This is a genomic window from Photobacterium marinum (genome assembly GCF_000331515.1).
GTDB classification, from domain to species: Bacteria; Pseudomonadota; Gammaproteobacteria; order Enterobacterales; family Vibrionaceae; genus Photobacterium; species Photobacterium marinum.
On the sequence record NZ_AMZO01000006.1, the window covers coordinates 508,755 to 531,115 of the forward strand.

Annotated in this window: 16 protein-coding genes; 13 read left to right on the plus strand and 3 right to left on the minus strand. The window is 45.1% G+C overall.

Going from position 1 to position 22,361, the window contains the following annotated elements; genetic code table 11:
- Positions 1 to 221 precede the first annotated feature (221 nt).
- From astB to C942_RS06690, 5 genes are all read left to right on the plus strand, one after another.
- On the plus strand, positions 222 to 1,556 hold the full coding sequence (gene astB, locus C942_RS06670) for an N-succinylarginine dihydrolase (RefSeq protein ID WP_007463886.1): 1,335 nt from the start codon (positions 222 to 224) through the stop codon (positions 1,554 to 1,556).
- Between the two features lie 279 nt (positions 1,557 to 1,835).
- Positions 1,836 to 2,216, plus strand: a complete 381-nt coding sequence (locus C942_RS06675; RefSeq protein WP_007463888.1) for a hypothetical protein — start codon at positions 1,836 to 1,838, stop codon at positions 2,214 to 2,216.
- 80 nt (positions 2,217 to 2,296) lie between these two features.
- A complete protein-coding gene (locus C942_RS06680; protein ID WP_007463890.1) occupies positions 2,297 to 3,700 on the plus strand; it encodes an LruC domain-containing protein in 1,404 nt (467 codons plus the stop codon).
- A 209-nt stretch (positions 3,701 to 3,909) separates the two neighbouring features.
- Entirely contained in the window at positions 3,910 to 4,431 is a 522-nt protein-coding gene (locus C942_RS06685; protein WP_007463892.1) for a DUF2058 domain-containing protein, read from the plus strand.
- Between the two features lie 310 nt (positions 4,432 to 4,741).
- Positions 4,742 to 6,445: a phospho-sugar mutase gene (locus C942_RS06690; protein ID WP_007463894.1), complete on the plus strand. Its 1,704-nt coding sequence runs from the start codon at positions 4,742 to 4,744 to the stop codon at positions 6,443 to 6,445.
- Between the two features lie 161 nt (positions 6,446 to 6,606).
- On the opposite strand, the gene C942_RS06695 is transcribed toward C942_RS06690, so the two are convergent.
- Positions 6,607 to 7,050 carry a hypothetical protein gene (locus tag C942_RS06695; protein ID WP_007463896.1) on the minus strand — a complete coding sequence of 148 codons (444 nt, stop codon included), beginning with the start codon at positions 7,048 to 7,050 and terminating at the stop codon, positions 6,607 to 6,609.
- A gap of 243 nt (positions 7,051 to 7,293) precedes the next feature.
- On the opposite strand from C942_RS06695, the gene mrcB reads away from it, so the two are divergent.
- The 5 genes from mrcB to C942_RS06725 all read left to right on the plus strand — a co-directional run bounded on the left by mrcB (position 7,294) and on the right by C942_RS06725 (position 14,863).
- The gene (gene mrcB, locus C942_RS06705; RefSeq protein ID WP_036798941.1) at positions 7,294 to 9,636 is read left to right on the plus strand and encodes a penicillin-binding protein 1B; all 2,343 of its coding nucleotides are present in this window, start codon (positions 7,294 to 7,296) and stop codon (positions 9,634 to 9,636) included.
- Positions 9,637 to 9,813: 177 nt separating this feature from the next.
- Complete coding sequence (locus C942_RS06710) at positions 9,814 to 11,484, plus strand: asparagine synthase-related protein (RefSeq protein ID WP_007463904.1); 1,671 nt, start codon at positions 9,814 to 9,816, stop codon at positions 11,482 to 11,484.
- Between the two features lie 82 nt (positions 11,485 to 11,566).
- Positions 11,567 to 12,106 carry an NUDIX hydrolase gene (locus tag C942_RS06715; protein ID WP_007463907.1) on the plus strand — a complete coding sequence of 180 codons (540 nt, stop codon included), beginning with the start codon at positions 11,567 to 11,569 and terminating at the stop codon, positions 12,104 to 12,106.
- A 436-nt stretch (positions 12,107 to 12,542) separates the two neighbouring features.
- Positions 12,543 to 14,180 (plus strand): methyl-accepting chemotaxis protein, encoded by a 1,638-nt coding sequence (locus tag C942_RS06720; RefSeq protein WP_007463910.1) that lies wholly within the window; start codon positions 12,543 to 12,545, stop codon positions 14,178 to 14,180.
- A gap of 92 nt (positions 14,181 to 14,272) precedes the next feature.
- Positions 14,273 to 14,863: a YceI family protein gene (locus C942_RS06725; RefSeq protein ID WP_007463912.1), complete on the plus strand. Its 591-nt coding sequence runs from the start codon at positions 14,273 to 14,275 to the stop codon at positions 14,861 to 14,863.
- A gap of 112 nt (positions 14,864 to 14,975) precedes the next feature.
- On the opposite strand, the gene C942_RS06730 is transcribed toward C942_RS06725, so the two are convergent.
- Positions 14,976 to 15,926, minus strand: a complete 951-nt coding sequence (locus C942_RS06730) for a hypothetical protein (protein ID WP_007463914.1) — start codon at positions 15,924 to 15,926, stop codon at positions 14,976 to 14,978.
- 226 nt (positions 15,927 to 16,152) lie between these two features.
- Positions 16,153 to 18,018 (minus strand): methyl-accepting chemotaxis protein, encoded by a 1,866-nt coding sequence (locus C942_RS06735; RefSeq protein WP_007463917.1) that lies wholly within the window; start codon positions 18,016 to 18,018, stop codon positions 16,153 to 16,155.
- Between the two features lie 210 nt (positions 18,019 to 18,228).
- On the opposite strand from C942_RS06735, the gene C942_RS06740 reads away from it, so the two are divergent.
- From C942_RS06740 to C942_RS06750, 3 genes are all read left to right on the plus strand, one after another.
- Positions 18,229 to 18,591 (plus strand): DUF2784 domain-containing protein, encoded by a 363-nt coding sequence (locus C942_RS06740; protein WP_269744762.1) that lies wholly within the window; start codon positions 18,229 to 18,231, stop codon positions 18,589 to 18,591.
- A gap of 321 nt (positions 18,592 to 18,912) precedes the next feature.
- Entirely contained in the window at positions 18,913 to 20,970 is a 2,058-nt protein-coding gene (locus C942_RS06745) for a peptidase domain-containing ABC transporter (protein WP_036798946.1), read from the plus strand.
- Complete coding sequence (locus C942_RS06750) at positions 20,970 to 22,343, plus strand: HlyD family type I secretion periplasmic adaptor subunit (protein WP_007463929.1); 1,374 nt, start codon at positions 20,970 to 20,972, stop codon at positions 22,341 to 22,343. The genes C942_RS06745 and C942_RS06750 overlap by 1 nt, the downstream gene beginning before the upstream one ends.
- Positions 22,344 to 22,361 lie beyond the last annotated feature (18 nt).

Below are 22,361 nucleotides of genomic sequence, written 5' to 3' on the forward strand. Positions count from 1 at the left end.
TTCATTATCGCTGATAGAGAGGTCAACGTTTTGTGTCCGATCGGTGCTATAAGCGATTAGCTCAGGAAGGTCATCAGTAATCTGTAAGTTGGTGTTTGCATAGGCATGCGGAACTAGCATGACTAAAGCCTACCATTTCTATTGAATGGGTTATTTGTACTACGCTTGTTGAAAATGTAAACCTAATGTTATCTGTGGCGAAGTACAAACATGGAATGTCTATGAAAGCACTTGAAGCAAACTTTGATGGGTTGGTTGGCCCTACTCATAATTATAGTGGATTATCATTTGGTAATGTCGCTTCTGAGATTAACAAAGATGCCCCGTCAAATCCGAAGCAGGCTGCAAAGCAAGGGCTGGCCAAAATGAAGGCGCTGGCTGATATGGGGATGGTGCAGGGCGTACTGGCTCCTCAAGAGCGGCCTGACATAAAAACGCTGCGTCAGCTTGGTTTTACCGGAAGTGACCAATCAGTTATTGAGCAGGCTGCTAAACAGGCGCCTAAGGTACTGGCTGCATGTTGTTCTGCTTCCAGTATGTGGACTGCGAATGCCGCGACAGTATCGCCGTCTGCTGATACCTCTGATGAAAGAGTCCATTTTACCCCGGCAAACTTGACCAATAAGTTCCATCGTTCGATAGAGCATGAAGTTACCGGGCGGATCCTTAAAGCCACTTTTGCTGATTCAAAGCATTTTGTTCACCATCCAGCCTTGCCATCAGTTGAACATTTTGGTGATGAAGGTGCCGCTAACCATACTCGTTTTTGCCGGGAATATGGTGAACAGGGGGTAGAGTTATTTGTATACGGTCGGCATGCGTTTGATAGTCGTTTTCCGTCACCGAAAAAGTTTCCGGCCCGACATACCTATGAAGCGTGTGAAGCTGTTATTCGCTTGCACCATTTGGATCGCAATAATGTGGTGCTGGCACAGCAGAACCCGGATGTCATCGATCAAGGTGTCTTTCACAACGATGTTATTGCGGTGGGGAACAGGGACATCCTGTTTTGTCATGAGCAGGCATTTTTAAACCGGCACGGAGTTTATGAAGAGCTGATAGATAAAATGGGCGATGATTTTAATATCATTGAAGTGCCGACCAGTGCCGTTTCTGTTGATGATGCAGTATCAAGTTATCTGTTTAATTCTCAGCTATTGTCTCTGCCGTCCGGAGAGACCATTTTGGTCTTGCCTGATGAATGCCGGGAAAATGGCAAAGTCTGGACGTATGTGCAGCAATTAGTTGCTGAGAATCGAGGTGTTGATCGGGTTGAGGTTTTCGACCTTAAACAAAGCATGGCTAATGGTGGCGGTCCAGCATGTCTTCGCTTACGTGTCGTTTTGACTGATGAAGAACGCCAGGCGGTGAATCCGGCAACATTAATGAATGACAGGCTTTTTGAGCGCTTGAATCAATGGGTTGATAAGCATTATAGGGATAAGCTGACAGAAGTTGATTTGGCCGATCCAAAGCTGGTTGATGAATCCCGCTCCGCACTTGATGATCTGACACAAATCCTTTCCCTTGGTGCTATTTATCCTTTCCAGCGTTAAAAATATCCTATGGCGGCACCGCTTAATGTGCCGCTTATCCTATGCAAAGTCGTCGCGATTTTAAGCCACTATTCCGCTTGAGTGTTTGCTTAAGTGCATGAAAAATTAGGCTGATTCTTAGCGGCAAGACATATCAAAATGCTATTGGGCTTGCAAAATCAGTATTCAATTGCGACAAAAAAATGAAAATGCATCATAAGTTTTTGACTTATAAAGTTAAAATTATCTGGCATAAAACATGGTTAGTTTCTCCTAATACACAAGAAAGGGAGAGCAACTATGAAGCATTTCTTCCTGGCCTCAATGCTGTTAGGTGTGGTCAGTTGCGGCGGTGGTGGTGGCGGTGAGGATGGGACAACTGTTACTGGTAACCCGTCAAGCTCCTTATTGAACGATAATCCGGCTCCGGCTAATGCCCGTTTTCAACAATACCAGAATCATCTTTTTGAACTTCAGCCAGATGAATTGAATATGGCGGGAAACACCCTTTTTCTTAAGGTTTACCTCGATTCAGGTAGTGTTCTTTTTCTTGGTCAGATAGATAAAAACTCAACATTTTCCCTGCCGGTTTCGGTTCCGACCCGGGAAAAGGTACTGAAATATGATTTGTTCAGTGACTTTGCAGGTGAGGAGCGTGTATCAGGGGAGGTAGCTTTATGAACATGAGATCGTTGTTCAAATTGCTATTATTAGTGCAGTTATTACTGATACCTTCAGTCGCTTCAGCGGTGGAATCAGTGATGCTTCAAGATACGATTACATCCAAAGGAGTAGGAAATATTGATTTATTTAATCTTAAGCAAGGAACATTGACAGCCTCCGAGCTTGAAGCCATAAGAGATGATAACAATGGAGCTCTGGCATTGGCTGTTGATGTTAACGAAGCCTCTGACGGGACAGAAAAAGCTTCGACTCAAGGAGTCACGATAGAGTCTCTGAGTCTTACTATTGAATCCGATGGAAATACTTATACGTTTACTGATTTTTCTACGCCTACCCAGTCTGTGGTGGCTAAGACTGGGGAAACAAATCGTTCCACTTATTACACATTAATTGGAAGGACCGGTTCTTCATCATTGACACCAAATAGCGGTTGGAGCGGAACTTCTTTTGATGCCGTGATAACGATTCCGGTGAGTATGTCCCTTGCTAATGTTTCTTCTGCTGTCCTATCGATCACTTTTCTTGAAACAAATACATCTCTTGGTGATCCTGAGGCATTTTATGATTTTACAAATGGTCCGGAAGATGTGGCACTGCTCAGTAAGAGTGATGCAGATACACTGACTGCAGAAGCGCCGGGACAGAGCGAGGCACCACTGGTTATTACTCAAGGTCAGATAGAAAACACCACAGACAGTTGGGTTTATTACCCTTCATCAGTTGAATATTACATTGCCGCGTATGAGGACAATTATCCTGCCAAAAGTGACTATGACTTTAATGATTTAGTGGTTGGTTATCGTGTTGGCTACGGCATGCAGGACGATAAAGTCAGTTCACTGATTGTCTATGGCTATATGATTGCACGCGGTTCAGGTTATACCCATGATTGGTATCTGCATATAGGGCTTCCGGCCGGGACCTCTGGTTCAGGAACGCTTAACTTGTTTAAGCCGGGTTCGACGGTGCAGGAGAGTGGTTACCCTAAATCTTTCTCGCAAACAGGGAGCTTTGATCAGCGCTTACTGCAAGGGACGAAATCCCTGATGCAAATTCCCGGCAAAGAGTTTGTAAATACTGAGTCTGACACCAGTCTCGCTCAGGGACACAAATTCAGTGTCGCGTTTGATTTCGATACACCGGTTGCTTTGTCCGACATCGCGCTGCCACCTTATGACCCTTATCTGTATGTAAACAATACCGGGTATGAAATTCACCTTCCTGAACACTCGTCAAGAATGGGGTCCTCGGTAAATAATTCAGAAACTGCCGGTGGTTTTAAAAATGCTCAGGGGTATCCGTTTGCCGTTATCATTCCGGATGACTGGGAGCCACCATTGGAGAGGGTTGATCTGGGTGAGGCTTATACAACGTTTCTTGGATACGTAGGCAGCGAAGGTGATGAGCAGACATCCTGGTATACAGCTCCTTCACAAGGCAAGATTAAAGGGATCGGAAAATCATTCTGGAAGTGGGACTGATTTCAACGGAATGAGCCGGATATTTTAAACGAGCGACCGAATTCGGTCGCTTTTGTCTTTTCAGTTCCAAATGATTCAGCTCCACACCTTGACCTGTTTCTTGGTGCAAAGTGATAATACATGCATAAATTGAATCACCTGATTATCATTCGCTGAATGATGTAAGTTGATTCATTATTTTTATGACATAGCACCGCTACGGAGTTGAAATGGCAAAGCTAACCTTACAAGAGCAGATGCTGAAAGCTGGTCTTATTGATAAAAAGAAGATGAAAAAGGCCGGTAAATCATCAAAGAAATCACGCACTATAGCCAAGGAAGCGAAAGCGGCTGTTGAAGAGAAACGTGCTGCTCAGGTTGCACAGGATCAAGAGCTAAACCGCCAGAAACAGGCTGAAGCCGAGAAGAAAGCCATTGCTTCTCAGGTTAAGCAGCTGATCGAAATGAACAAGATTGAGATTAAAGATGGTGAGATCGGTTATAACTTTACCGATGGCACCCTGGTTAAGAAAATCTATGTCGATAAGAAAACGCAGGACCAGCTGATCAGCGGTGTGTTAGCGATTGCTCGTTATCTTGAAGGTTATGCGATTGTACCTGGCGTTGTCGCCGATAAAATCAGCCAGCGTGATGAGGAATCTATTGTCCTGAACAATACCGTTTCTGAAGATACTGTAGATGAAGATGATCCATATGCAGATTTCAAAATCCCTGATGATCTGATGTGGTAATCTCAATTGAATCGGAGTGCTTTTCAGCGCTCCGTTTTTTTATGGCTTGTATAACGCACTCTAACCAGAGTCTAGGCTCTGCATCTTTCCTTTGAAATGGCTCACTTTGCTATTCCCTCTATACTTCAATCATCGACCTTTTATCGACGCGAAAGGAACAGGTTAATCATTCTTCCGTTCAGATGAGTATTAACAGGTTATTCTTTGCGCGCTTGGTGTATCAGGCACTCGAATTAACAAATAAGTTAATGCGAATGAATATCATTTGTAGTAGGTTGTGAGTGTAATCTATGGAGTAGGAATATTAATAATGAATACAGACATCACTCGCTGGCTGGAGCGAGACCCTGACCCGAAAACTCGTGAAGAACTACAACAACTTATTGATTCCAATGCAGAGTCTGAGCTGGCGGATCGTTTTTCCGGTCGTCTGGCCTTTGGTACGGCGGGACTGCGCGGTATCGTCGGTGCTGGCCCGAATCGAATGAATCGGCTGGTGATTCAAGAAACAGCGACAGGTTTGGGCAAGTATTTGTTGGAAGCTGTTGAGGATGCAGCAGAGCGTGGTGTGATCATCGGATTTGACGGTCGTCCTGATTCTAAGCGCTTCGCTCATGACACAGCTGCGGTTTTAGCTTCGCAGGGAATTAAAGCTTATATCACCACACACGAAGCCCCGACACCAATGGTGGCATTCGGTGTAAAACATTTTGGAGCCGCAGCCGGTGTGGTGGTTACAGCCAGCCATAACCCGCCAGCCTATAACGGCTTTAAGGTTTACTGGGGTAACGGTGCGCAGATTATTCCGCCTCATGATTCCGGTATTGCCGCGAAAATTGATATTGCAGCAAAAGAAGACATTAAGCACCTGGAGCTGGAGCAAGCCAAGCAGCAAGGCTTGTTGATCATGCTGAGTGAGCCGTTTTATCACACCTACCGTGAGACCATCGGCCAGAGTAAGCTGCTGTCCAATCATACTAAACCCGGATCCGTCAGCCTGGCGTACACAGCTATGCACGGCGTAGGTGCGAACCTGGCGGAAGGGATGCTGGAAGATGCCGGATTTACTCAGGTGTACTCTGTTGCCGAGCAGCGTGAACCGGACGGTACTTTCCCGACAGTGAACTTCCCGAACCCGGAAGAGCCGGGGGCAATGGACATGGTGATCGCAGAGGCCAAGAAACACAATGCCACACTGGCTTGTGCTAACGACCCGGATGCGGATCGCTTTGCAGTAGCCGTAAGAACCGATGATGGTGATTACCGGATGCTGACCGGAGATCAGGTTGGTGTGCTGTTGGGCCATTACCTGTTGAATCACACCGAGCAGGGACAAAACCTGGTCGGGACGACCATTGTCTCTTCTAGCTTACTGGGCAAAGTGGCTGGTTCAGCAGGGGCGAATTACTATCAGACATTGACCGGATTTAAGTGGTTGACCAATGTTGCGATGCAAAAGCAGACTGACGACAGCCGTTTTCTGTTCGCTTATGAAGAAGCACTGGGTTACACCGTGGGTAGTGAAGTGTGGGATAAAGACGGTTTATCCGCACTGGTGACGTTTGCCCAGCTGACAGCAGAACTAGCTGCGGAAGGAAAAACGGTCTGGGATCAGCTTGAGGCGATCTATCGTCAGCATGGTTTACATTTTAACGCTCAGAAGAGCATTGCATTACAACCGGATACACCGCCGATTGGTGATGCGTTGAGAGCGACACCGCCGGAATCTATCGCCGGACGTCAAGTACTGATCACCGATGACTTGAAAACATCGCAGAAGCTGTATGCTGACGGCAAAGTAGAGAACATCGATCTGCCTGCCAGTGATGTGCTGATTTATCATCTGGATGGTGGGGCAAGAGTTGTGGTTCGCCCTTCAGGGACTGAGCCGAAGATCAAGTGTTACTACGAGGTCATTGAGAATATGACTGACGACGATACCCTTGCGACAGCACAGCAACGTGCACAAGCATCTATGGATGATTTGATCAGCCGCCATCAGGCATCGCTGTAACTCGCGGTAATAAAAAGACAGGCTCTTTAAGAGCGAAAGATAGTTAAAATAAAACCGCCGGATAAACAGTTTATCCGGCGGTTTTTAATATTTTTGTGCTGGCGAGTATGATGTCTTTACTCTGTGACTTGGGAAGTTATCCCGTTCAATCAATGCTGCACTTATTTATCACTTAATTCCGCGTAAGTGTGTAGCAGTTCCGTCAGAACTTTTACCCAGCCAAATGCATCCGTTGGTGCTTTTTCCAGGATTTTCTCAACCTGCTCACAGTGCTGCTCCAGAGTTACTGCTTCTTCCAGATTGAATGACATGGCGTAGAAGTGCCAAAGGATAAGACGCGTCATTCGCTCTGAGTTTTGTTGGGCGTTTTCAGACTCAGAAAAAGCCAGTTTAACTTCACCAAGGGCAATGGCGGTCATGCGAAGCATGGCATCAAACTGTGCTGACTTCATGCGATCTTCGCTGTCGACTTCTTCCTGCTCGAAAGTAAACAGCTCCTGCATGACATCTTCAGGAACCATACGGCCAATGACTCGCAGGCTGAACTCTTCCAGTTCATGGCGTGGCATTGTCATCAGGCATTCAAGTTTGTAATCACGTTCCATTTTCTTTCTCTGTTGCAGCCAAACCAGAATCGGATTCTGTCTGACATATACTAAAACCGGTCGCGTATTCTGAGTGATTTTCACCTGAAAAGCCAGACAGCATTTTTGTGTTGATGGGCGGAGGAAGCGGTATTGCAGGTGTGGTGGTTGCAAGTTTGTTTGACAGTTGCATGACATATCAAGGTGTCTGTTTCGATATTGTCGGCACCCAAATAGCTCCATTCACATCCGGCAAACTTCGTTATGACAACACCAGAGAAACAACCGCGATCGCAGCAAGGACAGCCATCGTCGCCGAATAAAAATGCAGGCGGAGAGCCGAGTATTAATCCCCCAAAACGCAACTGGCTGAAGTCAGCTTGTATTGGCGGCGTTATGCTGGCTGGTATAGGCGTGGTCGGGCTGGGTGTCTCTCTGAATCAGACTGTAACTGAAAAATTTGAAGGCCAGTTATGGCAGCTGCCTTCTGTCGTTTATGCCCGTGAGCTTACGCTTCATCCCGGCGCACCAATACGCTATGAAGATCTGATTAATGAACTGGAAGTTCTGAAATACCGTAAAGTCGATAACCCGAAAAAAAGCGGTGAGTATTCAACCAGTCGTCTCCGGGTGGAGTTTATTCGTCGTCCATTTGAATTTAGGGATGGTGAGCAGAACAAACGCCATGTCGTGGTTGAATTCGGTTATTCCAAAGTCAAACGGATTTATGAAGTCGGTAGTGGCAGGGAACTGGGTATTCTCCGTGTTGAACCGAAAATGCTCGGTATGCTTGAGGATAAAACTGACGAGCAGCGCATCTATCTGCCGAAAGAAGAAATGCCGGAGCCTCTGATTGATGCTCTGATTGCTACCGAAGACCGGGACTTTTACCAGCATGACGGGATTTCACCGGTCGCTATTGCTCGGGCATTTGTAGCTAACCTCAAAGCCGGAAGAACCGTTCAGGGTGGCAGTACGTTGACTCAGCAGCTGGCCAAGAACCTGTTTTTGAGTAGCGAGCGAAGCCTGTGGCGTAAGATGAAAGAAGCCTATATGGCGCTTATCATTGATTACCGTTACAGCAAAGATCAGATTCTGGATGCCTACCTTAATCAGGTGTATTTGGCGCAAAGCGGAGCGGATGCTGTTCATGGCTTCGAGTTGGGGGCACGGTTCTACTTTGGTTTGCCACTGTCCGAGCTAAGAATTGATCAGCAAGCATTGATGGTGGGTCTGGTAAAAGGGCCTTCTTATTATAATCCATGGCGTTATCCCGAACGTGCAGAGCGCCGTCGTAATCTTGTGCTTAGGCTCATGGTTGAAAATGGTGAACTGGATGAGGCGGACTACCACCAGGCGATTAAGCAACCATTGGATTTACAGGAAAAAGGGCAAATTGCCAGACGCCAGCCAGCCTATTTTGGCCAGCTTCAGAATGAGCTGAAACAATATGTAGATAATTACCAGCCAGGTTTGGGGTTGCGATTGTTTACCACCTTAGATCCGGCTTCACAGGAGCAGGCAGAAAAGGCAGTACGCCAGATGGTTCCTAAGCTGGAAAAACAGGCCGGCAAAGAGCTGGAGACCGCTGTGGTTGTGGCTGATCGTTTAACCGGTGAGATCCGGGCTATGGTTGGTGGCAGCCGTCCGGGATACGACGGCTTTAACCGTGCGGTGGATGCGCGGCGTCCTATTGGTTCAGTCGTCAAGCCCGCTGTTTATCTGGCAGCACTTGAACAACCGGGCAGGTTTTCGCTGGCAACAAATCTTCAGGATCGTCCGCTGACGTTGAAAGCGGAAAACGGTGAGAATTGGTCGCCTCGAAATTATGATCGTCAATACCGCGGAGAAGTGCCGCTCTATTTGTCTCTGGCGAAGTCTTACAACATCCCGACGGTTAACCTCGGGATGGCTGTCGGGCTGGATGAAGTCATCAATGTGATGGAAAAACTCGGCGTGGATCGCAATGAGATCCCGAAATTACCGTCTATGTTGCTGGGCGCCTTTACCTTAACGCCGGTTGAGGTCACTCAGATGTATCAGACCATCGCCAGCGGCGGTCGTAAAAGTGACCTGACAGCCCTGAGTGCGATTGTCGATAATGATGGTCAGGTTATTTATCAGAGCATGCCGAAATCCGCGCAAGCTGTAAGTGAGCAGGCATCCTGGCTGACTTTATACGGTATGCAAAAAGTGGTCACCGAAGGCACCGGGCGTTACCTGAACCGTATTTTGCCGTCTTCGAGGCTGGCAGGAAAAACCGGTACTTCCGATAAAGGTCGTGACAGTTGGTATGTCGGCGTTGATGGGCGGGAAGTGGTAACCGTCTGGATGGGGCGGGATGATAACCAGCCCGTGAAGCTGACAGGTTCTTCGGGCCCGCTTCGTTTATATGCAGACTATATTCAGCGCCGGGATCCGGAACCTTTGGTGATGCCTACTCCGGCTGGGGTAAGTGATTTTACTTATCATCAGGATCAACGCGGCAGGTTGAGTCAGGCTTGTATTGGACAGGTGGCGTTACCGGCTTGGGATCCGAACGGAACGTTAAAACAGGGATGTGTGAAGAACGTTGAGAAGTTCTTCAAGCGGTTGTTTGATTGGTGATCCTCTGAAAGGGCAAATTGGAGCTATTCTGGCTCCAATTTGCTATGCAATAAGCGAAATATAAAACCTGTTTACTTGTTCTCTTATAATAATCATTTATTTTCAATGGCTTAATTAATGCTTTGGGTTGGTCTGTAATTTGCCTTACTTAGTAGGTGGAAATGACAGGAGCAGACTATGAGCATTATCGCCGGAATCTTTACTCCTCGCTGGACGCCGGAACTGCAAGCGATTCAAAAGCAGATAACCAGCCATATTTCGCGTAATCCTGACGATGAACGAATGTGTTATCACGACAAGTATTTGTTTTTCTGTCAGGTTGATTACCAAAGTTATGGCGGGCAGTCTCAGGCTGAAAATGAGCAGATGCTGGCTGCTGTTACTGGTCATCCACTTCTGTCATCTTCCATAACGCATGATCTTAACACTCTACTTACTGCCAATGACTGGAAATCAGTTCTGGAGCAGGCTCTGGGGACATATTGCGCTTTTCAATACCATAAAACCCGCAATGAACTTCGGGTTTACTGCGATACTTTGGCGCTGAGGCCTTACTATTATGCGGTTTATAAGGGAGCTGTTATTTTCAGCTCTTGCCTTCGTCTTTTTCCTCATCTTGAGATATTTCTCGACACTAACCTTGATGCTGTTGCAGAGCTGGCAACGCTGGGGTACACCCTGGGTGACAAAACGCGCTATCAGCAAGTCAGGGCTGCACGGCCCGGTGAAATGATGACGATAACCTCAAAAGGAATGAAGCGTGAGCGCATTTTCCGTTGGGCTGATGTACCGTACGGAGATTGCTCGCTGGATGATGGTATTAAAAGGCTGGATCGTAATTTCAAACATACTGTCAGTCTTTATCTAGGGGATGACAGGAATACAGTTAGTACGTTATCTGGCGGCCTGGACTCCAGATTAATTGCGACTGAGTTGAAGCGGCAGGGCGTGGGACTGGAGTGCCTTAACTTTTCTCGAGGTGAAAGTCAGGATGAGTTATTGAGCCAGAGTTTTGCTGATGCTCAGAAAATTCCGTTGCACAGAATTTATGTTTCAGATACTCAGATGCTGACGGTGGAACAACGGCTTGGTATCAACTGGACTGCTGATAATTTTGATTATTACGCAGAGCTTAATCGGCCGCGTTTGTTTTGGTCCGGTAACGGAGGCAGTGTTTGTGTTGGCCAGATTTATACGTCTCAAAAAGTTGTTGATGCCTGTCATTCGGGCAACCCGGAGTTACTGGCTGATAGTTATATAGAACAGCAGATGGCATACATACCAGCTCGGCTTGTCAGGGAGGGAGATGAACTCCAGAAAAGGTTACGAAATACGATTCTTGAATCTCTGGCAGAATATGACCATTTACCGCTTCTGAAAGCTTATCAACTGTTTTTGTGGGAGAACGACCAGCATCATCACCTTGCTTTACCATTTGAGGAAATGGATCGTTTCCGGTTGGATTTTTGTCTGCCGTTTTACAGCCGGGGTGTGCTTGAAGCCATGTTTTCTATGAAAACAGAATCGGCTTTGTGGCACGGCATTTATATGAATTGGCTAGAGCGTTGCTATCCTCAGGCCCTGACAACACCTTGGCAAACCTATCCGGATCATATTCCTTGTCCTTTACCTGTTGAAGAGCGATACCAGAATCAGTGGCAATTCAGAACGCCATTTAGTACTAAAGCCCGATTGCTCAAAGAAGGGCTTCAGACCGCCTTTAACCACAGTGGCCAAGTATTCAATCGTCGTTTTTTAGGTGCGCAGTGTGTGGCGACAGCACTGGGAATTTATGATTGTACGCCGAGCCTGAGGCTGGTAGAGAGAATGAATCGGCACATGGTATAACACGGCTCCTCTATAGGTGTTAATCATCACGTTTTAAGATAGAATGCACGGCTTTGACGTACAGATGTAAATGAGCAAAGCCATGCGATTACTTAAATCAACCGTACACCCTGACATTGAAGCGCTTGAGGGCAGCATGTTTCACCGCAAGGCGGCAAGGGGCATTATCCTGAACGGTGAAGACATTTTGATGCTCTACACCGAGCGTTATCACGACTACACCTTGCCGGGTGGTGGTATTGACGAAGGTGAAGATGCGGTTGAAGGTTTGATCCGTGAGCTTGAAGAAGAAACCGGTGCCCGCAATATTCGCGATATTACGTCTTTTGGTATTTATGAAGAATATCGCCCGTGGTACAAGCCTGATTTCGACATCATGCATATGGAATCTTACTGCTATGTTTGCACCATTGATGCTGAGCTTGGTGAAACTCGCCTGGAAGATTACGAAATCAAAAATGGTATGAGGCCGGTTTGGGTCAATATTTTTGATGCCATTGCTCATAACGAAGAAACTATTGCTAACAGCGATAAGAAAGGTATGTCTATTGAACGTGAGACTTTCCTTCTTAAGCAGATTGCTGCTGAATTGCTGCCAGAGAGTCTTCAGAAAGCATCGTAATACCTTTTTCAGCAGAGAGCTCTTTTCTGTTATCGAACTCAGCCCTTCAGAGTCCTTTGAGCGGGCTGAGTAACTAGAATGATTCCCTTCATATCCTCCCAACCCCCTTGGTTTTTATAAGGTTTATTTACTTTTTGTTCTTGGTCATAGTTTGAGCAAGTTCAAATTTTATAAATATTCCGTTTAATAATGAGCAAATACTCTAATATTGCTGCCTAGTATGTATGTAATTACATATAAAAAGCTTTTGAAATAGCAATCAGTTGGCTAAGAGATGGGCACAGAATTTCAAATGAACATTGGCACAAATCCCGCGATGCCGTATTGGATGGCTTGTGCTGTTGAAAAGGTAGCATTATTTAATCCTCCCTAGGTTCACTGCCTGGGGTTCTGACCGGATCTGACTAGCCATAAAAATAACAGAGGGAATATTGTTATGACTAGCAGGTTATCAAGACTGAGTATTTCTGCTCGGGTATGGGCGATTTTGGTTTTATTTGCCATCGGGTTAGTCGCCAGTACTCTAATGAATGCCGCAAAAAGCCGTGAGCATATGCGAGCCAATTATGAAAGAGGTGTCCGGACGCTTGTGGAGAGTGCTGTCGGAGTAGTCAGCCACTATTATGATTTGAGTGTTTCCGGCGAATTGACTGAACAACAGGCGAAACGGGCGGCACTGGATACAGTGTCTGCTATGCGTTTTGATAATGGTAATTATATTTTTATCGGCGATGAACATGGGGTGCAGTTAGCTCATGGTGCCAAATCGTTACTGGGTAAAAATGTGATGGCGCTGAAAGATCCCAGCGGTGTGCCTTTTGTTCGTGAGCTTTATCAACAGGCACGTAATGGCGGTGGTTTTGTTGATTATGTTTGGGCAAACAGTTCAAACAAAGATCAATTGGATCCTAAAACCAGCTATGCGATCGAATTTGGCCCCTGGAAGTGGCTGGTCGGCAGCGGAATGAATATGGAAGCCCTCCAAGCTGATATTTACCGCGCAGAAATGACCTCACTTGTGAATGCTGGATTGATTCTTGCTGTACTTGCGCTCATTGTGACTTATTTCATTCGTTCAATAACCCGGCCTTTGCAGCGAACGGTTGATGCGATGGAAGAGCTTTCAAAAGGGGAAGGCGATCTGACCCAAAGGCTTGAAGAAGACGGTGCAAGTGAGTTGACTGAGCTTGCACGGCACTTCAATCAGTTTGTTTGCTCTATTCAGACCATGATGGAGAATATAAGTAATGCCGGGATGCAGGTTGCAACCTCCGCAAATCAGATGTCTTCCTCGATCAGTACTGTAGACAGCAATCTGGGTCAGCAACAGAAAGATGTGGAACAGTTAGCGACGGCAATGACTGAGATGTTAGCCACTGTTGAAGAAGTTAGTCGCAGGACAGTGGAAGCCAGTGATGCCAGCACATCTGCCGCTAAAGAAACACAGGAAAGTAAAGTCACCATTGATCGAAACATCAATGAAGCTCACCTATTGGCACAGGATATCGGTAATGCCAGTGAGGTGGTCGTTCAGCTGGCGGCTGATAGCCGCAATGTCGATACCGTCCTTGAAGTGATACGTGGAATAGCCGAGCAGACCAATTTGCTGGCACTGAACGCTGCGATTGAAGCTGCTCGAGCTGGCGATGCGGGCAGGGGATTTGCTGTTGTTGCGGATGAGGTCAGAACCCTTTCGCAGCGAACTCAGGAATCTACCTTGGAAATACAGAAGATTGTCGAAAAGCTGCAAAATGGTGCTGAAAATGCAGTGAAAGTGATGAGTAAGGGGGCGAGTAAAGCTGAAAATGCATCAGAAATATCGGCTTCAGCTGGTGAGGCATTGAATCGGATAGACAGTGAAGTGCAGACAATTGAAGAGATGAATCAACATATTGCTACGGCAACGGAAGAGCAGAGTCTCACTGTAAATGATATCAATCAGAATGTGGTCAGCTTAAGAGATATGTCGCTTTCTGTTGCTCAGGAATCCGAGCAAATGGCTAGTGCCAGTGATAACCTGAAGCAGGTATCAGGTGAATTAATCGGGATGATTAACAGGTTTAAGTTGAATTAACGTTTTCAGGCATTTGGCTCAAGAATAATAATCCTGACAGCAAAATTGTGTCCTATATTGATAAAATTATGACATCAATATAGGACTTTTTTATGCGTTGGATTGATGGGGTATGGCTTTTTTTCGCACTGGTTTTAGGGATGGGAGTCAGTACGGGAGCGATAGCAGACTGGCGGCTCGATAATACTCAGTCGAGTGTAAATTATTCGACGGTCAAGAATGGTTCTGTGATTGAATATAATCAGTTCCGAAATATTGGCGGCTCGATCACTAAGGGTGGGGAAGTCAGTGTCACTATCGACTTAACCAGTGTCGATACTCGAATCCCAATCCGGGATGAGCGCATGAAAAAGGAGCTGTTCGTTACCGAGAAATACCCTTTAACTACTCTGTCTGCCAATGTTGACCCGGTAATGCTAAGTAATATGACGGCAGGCAAAACACAGGCAATGGAGGTTGTGTTTTCTCTTGATCTTCATGGCATGAAACAGGAGTTAAAGGCGCAAATGCAAGTTACGGGCTTAGAAAACGGCGGCCTTTTAGTTTCGACAATCTGGCCGGTAAATATAGGCGCTGAGCAGTTCGGTCTGGAAAAAGGCGTTGAAGCGCTGCGGGAAATCGCTAAGTTAAATTCAATTCTTCTGAGCGTGCCTGTTAACGTCAATATGGTTTTCGTGAAATAAACTTTTGCTATTTTATAGAGTTGATTGCAGGTGCTCATTCGAGCGAAAAGTTAAAAAAAACAGGCTGCCCATAGCAGCCTGTTGAAAATTTAAGAGCAATGGGAATAATTACTTATTCCGATTCTAATCTAAAGTACGGGGCTGTATATTCATAAGAGTCATCACCATCAGCGTCAACATGCAGTGATGTTACATAGTTATCAATTTCAACTTTAACTTTACTATTATTGTTGCCTGTTAATACAAATGAACCAGATTCCAGCAGGTTAGGAGAGCTAAAGATTAGTGGTTTTACTGTACTTACATTAACCTTACCTTGTGTAGCATCATAAAATTCACCTGACATACTATATTCTTTTTGATTAATGCTATTAGTTTTCTCAATAACAGTGAAACTTTGAACCATTACATTTTCATTGTCACTTGCATTTTGAGATGATGCCATACTGTTAACGAGGTTTGTAATAGACTTACGTCCTTCGTTTTCTTTAACAACTTTATTTTCTCCATGGATGAAGGCGGAGAAATTTGCAGAGTTTGAATTATCGTTAAGATTAAGTGAGTAATTGCTAAAGGTTGAGCTGTATGTGTATGGGGCACCATATGCGTCCAAACTGTCAATGTTTAGTTGCATTTTGCCGTTGATTTTTTGAGTGTTGTTACTGGTTTGTGTTTGGCAATTGTTGAATGTAATCGATAGAGAGCCAAGGCCGTTGGTAAGGCTATTTTCTATATTTAAAGAACCAAGATCACAGTTCTGAGACATGCTTGGAATTTGATCGAGTGAGCCAATTAAATTAGGAATACTAAGTTGGTTACTAAATAAATCATCTTTATCAGCAAATTCACTTGTTATGCTATAGGCACTATTTGCAAAATCAGCTGCATTATCACGGTTTAGGTTTGCAAGTTTCGTATTTCCAGTGTATTTGCTTGTTACACTTTCTGCTGTGAAAGCATTGTTAGTTACACCACTACCACCATCACTGCCACCACCACAGGCAACAAGGGCAGAAGTCATAATTAAAGCGGATATAGCCTTTAGTCCGGTTTTCGTTTTCATTTTTATTCCTTGGAAATAAATGTAAATAGCCAACATTTAAGAAATGTGTGATTTTATACGAAAAGCAAGAAAAAAACACTTCTTCGTTGCATTTGAATATTATTGTTTTATGCCAAGAAGGAATTTATGGTTAAGTTTTTTACTAAGTTGTCGTTCGGTTCTGTATGTTGGGATAGATTTTATTTGATAGAGCCCAAAATTGATGGGCTCCTTTGTTAATTGTTTTTTAAACTTTAAAGAACAGTAATTCCTTTTGGACTTTTTCTGTCAGCTTAGCGATTTCGCTATTCGCATTATTGGTTTTATGTGCATTGTTAAGGTTCTGGTGAACATTGCTGTTAATGCCTTCCATTCTCTGCGAAATATCCTGAGTTACCGATGACTGCTCTTCAGATGCAGTGGCAACCATAGCGTTAATTTTGGAGATAGACTCAACGTGGTGTGAGATTTCCTTAAATGCGTCATTCAGTTCATTGGAGATGGCTTTTGCTTCTCCAACCAGATTTGCGCTATTTACCATGAATGAATCAGCTTTTTCAGACTGCTCCTGAAGTTTGGTAATCAGTTCATGGATATCGACAGTTGAGCTTTGAGTCTTAGCGGCAAGTGCGCGAACTTCATCTGCAACCACAGCAAAACCGCGGCCATGAGCACCGGCACGGGCAGCTTCAATGGCGGCATTCAATGCCAGCAAGTTGGTTTGATCGGAAATTGAGTTAATGACATCGACGACTGAGCTGATTTGAGTCGAGTATTCTTTCAATTCATTCACAACAGTTGCTGACTCTTGAATTGACTGGTTGACTTGGTTAGAAATGGTTTCTGAGTGTGATAATACCGTGGCACTGTTATTGATAACTTGAAGTGTTGCACTTGTGGCTGTCTCTGCATCGACAGCATTTTGAGCGACTTCTGTTGCTGTGGCAGATAATTCAGTCGCTGCAGCGACTACCTGCTCAATATCAGCAACTTCTTTATCTGCATTATCCGTATTTTGCTGGATGATGAGGTTAATCTGATCCTGATTCTGGTAAAGATCAGCCATGGCATTGTTTGCAGAGGTGACAATATTGAGGATGTTACTCTGCATTTCACCAAGTGATTTCGAAATCAAACCATTGTTGTTGAACTTTACTGATGTGATGTTGCCATCTGCAAACATCTGAATTTTACCAGCAAGAGCTTCCGGTTCTTCCCCGAGGTTATTGTTTACTTCACGGCGAACAACAATAAATACGATTGCAGAAAGTAAAGCACCAACAAAGATCAAGAGTGAGATCAGCCCGGTAAACAGACTTTTTTGCATGGCTATTGCGTCGTTTTGTAGTGTAAAGGCATACAAGTCAAAATGCTTACTAATAGACTGCTTAGAAACGCTGAAAGCATCTCCCTTCGGGTTTTTATAAAGGTAAGGCTTATGGTCTACGTGTTTGAATTCGGGTCTTAGCTCGAAAATGTTTTTCTCAAGCCAATCATGCGTGGTTGCGTCTGTTAGCAGAACCTGTCCGCGCTTATCTGTAATCGCGTACTCCTGGTTCAGCTCAGGCATAATTTTGCTGAGGTTAATATCGATAGATAAGGTTCCGGTAAGTTGACCATTCTCATAGAGAGGGGCTGCCAGCACAGAAATCAAGTCACCTGAAATATTGACTCGTGGATCGGACATATAAAAAGAGTGGTGGTTTTCCACAATAGCGAAATACCATTTCTTATTCATCTGTTTGGGATCATAAACATCTTTGTTGACATAACCACCTTCCTGTCCGCTGAAAACCTGTCCGGTCAGATCCGTAATGTACAGATCTTTGATCGCTGGGTTGATGGCAATGGTTTTCTTAAATCTTTCCAGCATATCTGAAGAACTGATTCCCCATTGCTTAATCGGTAGCATGAAAGCCAGTTGTGTAGTCAGACGTTGCATTTCAGCAAGCTTAGAATCGAACGTTTCCGTAACAATTTTTACTGTTTCATCATTTGCTTTCTGGATGTTTTTGTTTTTCCAGCTATCTAGGAAATTAAAAGAAATAACACTTGAGATAACCAGTAGTACAGCCAACGTAACGGCAAAGAAGATATTAATTTTCTTTATCATAATTATGTTTTATTCGGATATTTTGAAAGAGTATAAATGTTGGTAAATACATTCACAGTAACTATCTTGATATAACACTCATCTTGCGAAGTTTCTGAATCCTATTTGACCAGTTGGAAGGATTTTTGCCCGAGGTTCTTTCTGATTACGTCTCTGCTATTCTTTTTGTAACACGCCTTTATAAAGGAGTCTGTCCTGACTTATCGCATTCTGGCTGATTTTGTTGTCGTGATACATTTGCTGTTTATCATCTTCGCCTTGCTGGGCGGCTTATTGGTGATGTGGCGACGTCTGCTTGTTTTTGTCCATCTCCCGGCTGCGGTGTGGGTAGCTTTGATCAGCTTTAAAGGATGGATTTGTCCATTAACACCGTTGGAAATTCGGTTCAGAAGGGCTGCCGGTGAGCAAGGCTATTCCGGCGGATTCGTTGAGCACTACATTATTCCTGTTATCTATCCGGAGCAGCTGAATTTTAATGTGCAGATTGTGTTGGGATTCGTTGCTGTGCTGATCAATCTGTGTATTTATGGCTGTGTCTTTTATCGTTTTTATGTAGAAAACCAAGTGAGGTGAGTAAGAGATTTTCCCGAAAATTAAGAAAGTCTTTATTAGTTTTAATGGTTTTTTTCTCATTAATAAGAAACTACCCTTAAATCCGATGTTTATTCAGTTTGGTATACAGCCCACCATCATATATTTAGTCTACCCATGCTCAATTCTGGACAATTCAAAAATAATAAGTTGGTAATCCGGACTGTTTAAGCTTTTTTGTTGGCTCAATACATAAAGTTTCTTGTATAAAAACTGAGAGAAAAGCGTTTTATGAGTAAGGACACGCGCGAGCACCTTCGAAAAAAGGAGGATGTTTGCTTATCAGCGCTCACTTGCTGCCAGATGTTAACACAATTAGTAACCGGTGATGCTAAGCCCATTTCGGTCTCACCGGAGTTAAAGTCGTTAAAGGCACAAATTACAGATTATGGCAGTGAAAATAATGTTGGTTTTAAGGTATCGAAATTAACACTGAGTCGGCTTACTGTACAGAAATTACCTTTAGCTTACCGAAGCTTATCGGGCCATTATTGTGTTTTAGCTCAAATGGCGGAAGACCGGTTTTTGATTCAGTCGCCGGAAGAGAATCAACCACAAATACTCTCTAGTGAGAATTTGAGTTCGCAGTGGAGCGGTGAAGTAATTCAAATTAAGGCTCCATCGCTTAAATTTGATGTGTCTTGGTTTGTGCCTGCGTTTTTGAAATACCGACGTTTGTTGGGTGAAGTCCTGATATTTTCATTAATGTTGCAGTTATTGGCACTTGCGACGCCACTTTTTTTTCAGGTGGTTATGGATAAAGTGCTGGTTCACAAGGCGCTGTCAACTTTGGATGTCCTGGTATTGGCGCTAGTGATCACTGGTTTGTTTGAGGTGATATTAAAAGGCGCGAGGGAATATATTTTTTCACATACGGCCAGCCGGATTGATATCACTCTGGGCGTAAAGTTGTTTCGTCATATGTTGGGGCTGCCATTACTGTATTTTAAGCAAAGGCAGGTCGGTAACATTATTACCCGGGTTCAGGAGTTGGACAGCATTCGAGATTTCCTTACCGGTTCGATGCTGACTCTTTGTGTCGATGTCGTTTTTACCTTGGTTTTCTTTGGTGTCATGTCCTGGATATCCCTGCCACTTACCGGATTGGTTCTTGCTGTCCTTCCTCTCTATTTCCTTCTTGCCTGGCTTAGTACCGCACCGTTGCAGCAACGGATTGAAGAACAGTTCCGGGCATTATCCGTTAATACCTCTTTCCTGAATGAGTCTGTCAGTGGTGCGGAGACCATAAAAAGTTTGGCTCTGGAGCCACGGATGCAGCGCCGTTGGGAATCTCAAACTGCCGATATGGTAGATGCAAACTTCCAAACTCAGACCATCAACAGCTTGATTAACCATGGTGTTATGTTGCTACAAAAAGTCACCAGTATCAGCGTGATTTGGATGGGGGCTCATATGGTGATCGGATTGGAAATGACTATTGGCCAGTTGATCGCGTTCAACATGATGGTGTCACATACCAGCCAACCAATCGCGAAGCTGATAGAACTTTGGCAACAGTTTATCCAGACACGAGTTGCGGTCGATAAGTTGGGAGACATGCTCAATCTTCCGGTTGAGCAGACAGTCGGTGATATTCGGCCTTCAGCCCCGTTAGCCGGTGAAGTGTATGTTCGAGACTTGGTTTTCCGTTATCAGCCCGATCACGCTCCGGTTCTTAATGGAGTGTCATTGCATATTGCTGCCGGGGAGTCGATTGGGATTGTAGGCCCTTCCGGTTCTGGAAAAAGTACACTGACCCGAATATTACAAAAATTATATGTACCGGATTCTGGGGAAATCACGATTGACGGCGTACCTCTGATGCAGCTCTCGCCTGGATATTTACGTAGTCAAATTGGCGTAGTTCTACAGGAAAATTACCTGTTTAACCGCACGGTTCGCCAGAATATTGCGATAAGAGAACCATCCGCACCGCTTGAGAAAGTGGTTCATGCCGCCAAACTTGCCGGTGCTCACGACTTTATTCTGCAATTGCCATTGGGGTACGACACAGTGTTGGCAGAAGCCGGCAGTTCATTATCCGGTGGTCAGAGGCAACGAATCGCTATAGCCCGAGCTCTGATTGGGGAACCGAAGTTACTGATTTTTGATGAAGCGACCAGTGCACTGGACGATGAATCCCAGGCAATTATTCAGGCCAATATGGGCGATATCGTTAAAGGCAGAACCGTTCTTATGATTGCTCATCGACTTTCGACTGTCCGTAATTGTGATCGGATCATTGTGATGGAAAGCGGGCAGATCACCGAATCCGGCGACCATCAGACATTGCTGGCAAAAGAAGGGTGCTATGCCCGTCTTTGGCGCTTGCAACAGGAATTACGTAAGGAGGAGGCATAATGCGATTCCAACTGTTTGATAAATTAAAATTTCGCAGGAAGGAAGTAGGTGATCCGAAACGTACCCGTGAAGAATTTGATTTTCAGCCCGGCTACCTGGAAGTCGTTGAACGTCCACCGGCCCCTTTGGCAAGGATCACTGCGATAGCGCTGACCTCATTGATTGTTATTGTTTTGATATGGGCAGTAATCGGCCAGTTGGATATCCATGCAAATGCAACGGGGCGGTTGCTTATTCATAGCCGCTCTAAAGTGATTCAGTCGTTGGAAGCCGGAGAAATTGCGGCGATCCATGTTCATGACGGGCAAAGCGTGAATAAAGGGGATGTGTTAATCAACCTTAACCCGGTTGGGGTGGAAGCCGAAGTGCAAGAGCTACAGGAGCAGCTCAATTTCAAGATGTTGGAACTGGCGCGTTTCCGGGCATTGCTGACTGACGATCCCATACATCAATTTATTGCGCCAGAAGATGCTCCGACAGAAGAAGTTGCGATGACCCGAGCGCATCTTGCCAGCGTCTGGAAAGAGGTGGTTTCAACGTTGGAAAGCCTCAACGGTGAGTTGGCGGTGAATCAGGCAAATCAACAGGCACGTCAGACCGATATTAAGGTCCTTAATAGGCTAGCTTCCAATATTGAAGCCAGGCTGAAAGCTCGGCGCTTATTAGCAAAAAGTAAATTGTTATCCCGGGTTGAATTGCTTGAACAGGAGCGCGAACTGCTTGAGCTTGAGCGTTCTCGGTCCCAGCAGCAAACTGAGTTAGCGGTACTAAATGCTGAGTATCAGAGCCTGAAAGATCGTAAAGACAGCTATCTGGCAAAGATATCCCGTGAGTATTACGACCAGGTTAATCAGGCTCAGGAGAGTATTGCTGTACTGAGTCAGCGACTAATCAAAGTGGAAGAAAAACAACGTCTGCAAAGTCTGCGTTCTCCGGTTGATGGCGTAGTGCAGCAATTAGCTGTGCATACCTTAGGAGGGGTGGTTCAGCCAGCGCAGCAACTAATGGTGATTGTACCGGATGATGCGATGCTGGAAGCCGATGTGATGGTGTTGAACAAGGATGTCGGTTTTGTTCATGCCGGGCAGTCCGTTGAAATTAAGGTTGACTCATTCCCGTACACTCGCTATGGCACCATTGCAGGCAAAGTTATGAATGTATCACGGGATGCGGTCAAGGATGAGCAGCAAGGGTTGGTCTTTCCGGCGCGGATTCAGTTAGCGCAGACTTATGTGGCAGTGGATGAACACTTGGTTCCATTGCAGGCTGGAATGAGTGTGATGGCTGAAATCCGGACAGGGAAAAGGCGGGTGATTGATTATCTGCTGAGTCCTTTGCAGCAATACCAGTCTGAAGCGTTACGGGAGCGATAATAGTATGAGCGAATTATC

Excerpts from the sequence above, each read along its gene's own strand:
- astB (WP_007463886.1), top strand. The coding sequence starts at position 222 with ATGAAAGCACTTGAAGCAAACTTTGATGGGTTGGTTGGCCCTACTCAT.
- C942_RS06675 (WP_007463888.1), top strand. The coding sequence starts at position 1,836 with ATGAAGCATTTCTTCCTGGCCTCAATGCTGTTAGGTGTGGTCAGTTGC.
- C942_RS06680 (WP_007463890.1), top strand. The coding sequence starts at position 2,297 with ATGCTTCAAGATACGATTACATCCAAAGGAGTAGGAAATATTGATTTA.
- C942_RS06685 (WP_007463892.1), top strand. The coding sequence starts at position 3,910 with ATGGCAAAGCTAACCTTACAAGAGCAGATGCTGAAAGCTGGTCTTATT.
- C942_RS06690 (WP_007463894.1), top strand. The coding sequence starts at position 4,742 with ATGAATACAGACATCACTCGCTGGCTGGAGCGAGACCCTGACCCGAAA.
- C942_RS06695 (WP_007463896.1), bottom strand. The coding sequence starts at position 7,050 with ATGGAACGTGATTACAAACTTGAATGCCTGATGACAATGCCACGCCAT.
- mrcB (WP_036798941.1), top strand. The coding sequence starts at position 7,294 with ATGACAACACCAGAGAAACAACCGCGATCGCAGCAAGGACAGCCATCG.
- C942_RS06710 (WP_007463904.1), top strand. The coding sequence starts at position 9,814 with ATGAGCATTATCGCCGGAATCTTTACTCCTCGCTGGACGCCGGAACTG.
- C942_RS06715 (WP_007463907.1), top strand. The coding sequence starts at position 11,567 with ATGCGATTACTTAAATCAACCGTACACCCTGACATTGAAGCGCTTGAG.
- C942_RS06720 (WP_007463910.1), top strand. The coding sequence starts at position 12,543 with ATGACTAGCAGGTTATCAAGACTGAGTATTTCTGCTCGGGTATGGGCG.
- C942_RS06725 (WP_007463912.1), top strand. The coding sequence starts at position 14,273 with ATGCGTTGGATTGATGGGGTATGGCTTTTTTTCGCACTGGTTTTAGGG.
- C942_RS06730 (WP_007463914.1), bottom strand. The coding sequence starts at position 15,926 with ATGAAAACGAAAACCGGACTAAAGGCTATATCCGCTTTAATTATGACT.
- C942_RS06735 (WP_007463917.1), bottom strand. The coding sequence starts at position 18,018 with ATGATAAAGAAAATTAATATCTTCTTTGCCGTTACGTTGGCTGTACTA.
- C942_RS06745 (WP_036798946.1), top strand. The coding sequence starts at position 18,913 with ATGTTAACACAATTAGTAACCGGTGATGCTAAGCCCATTTCGGTCTCA.
- C942_RS06750 (WP_007463929.1), top strand. The coding sequence starts at position 20,970 with ATGCGATTCCAACTGTTTGATAAATTAAAATTTCGCAGGAAGGAAGTA.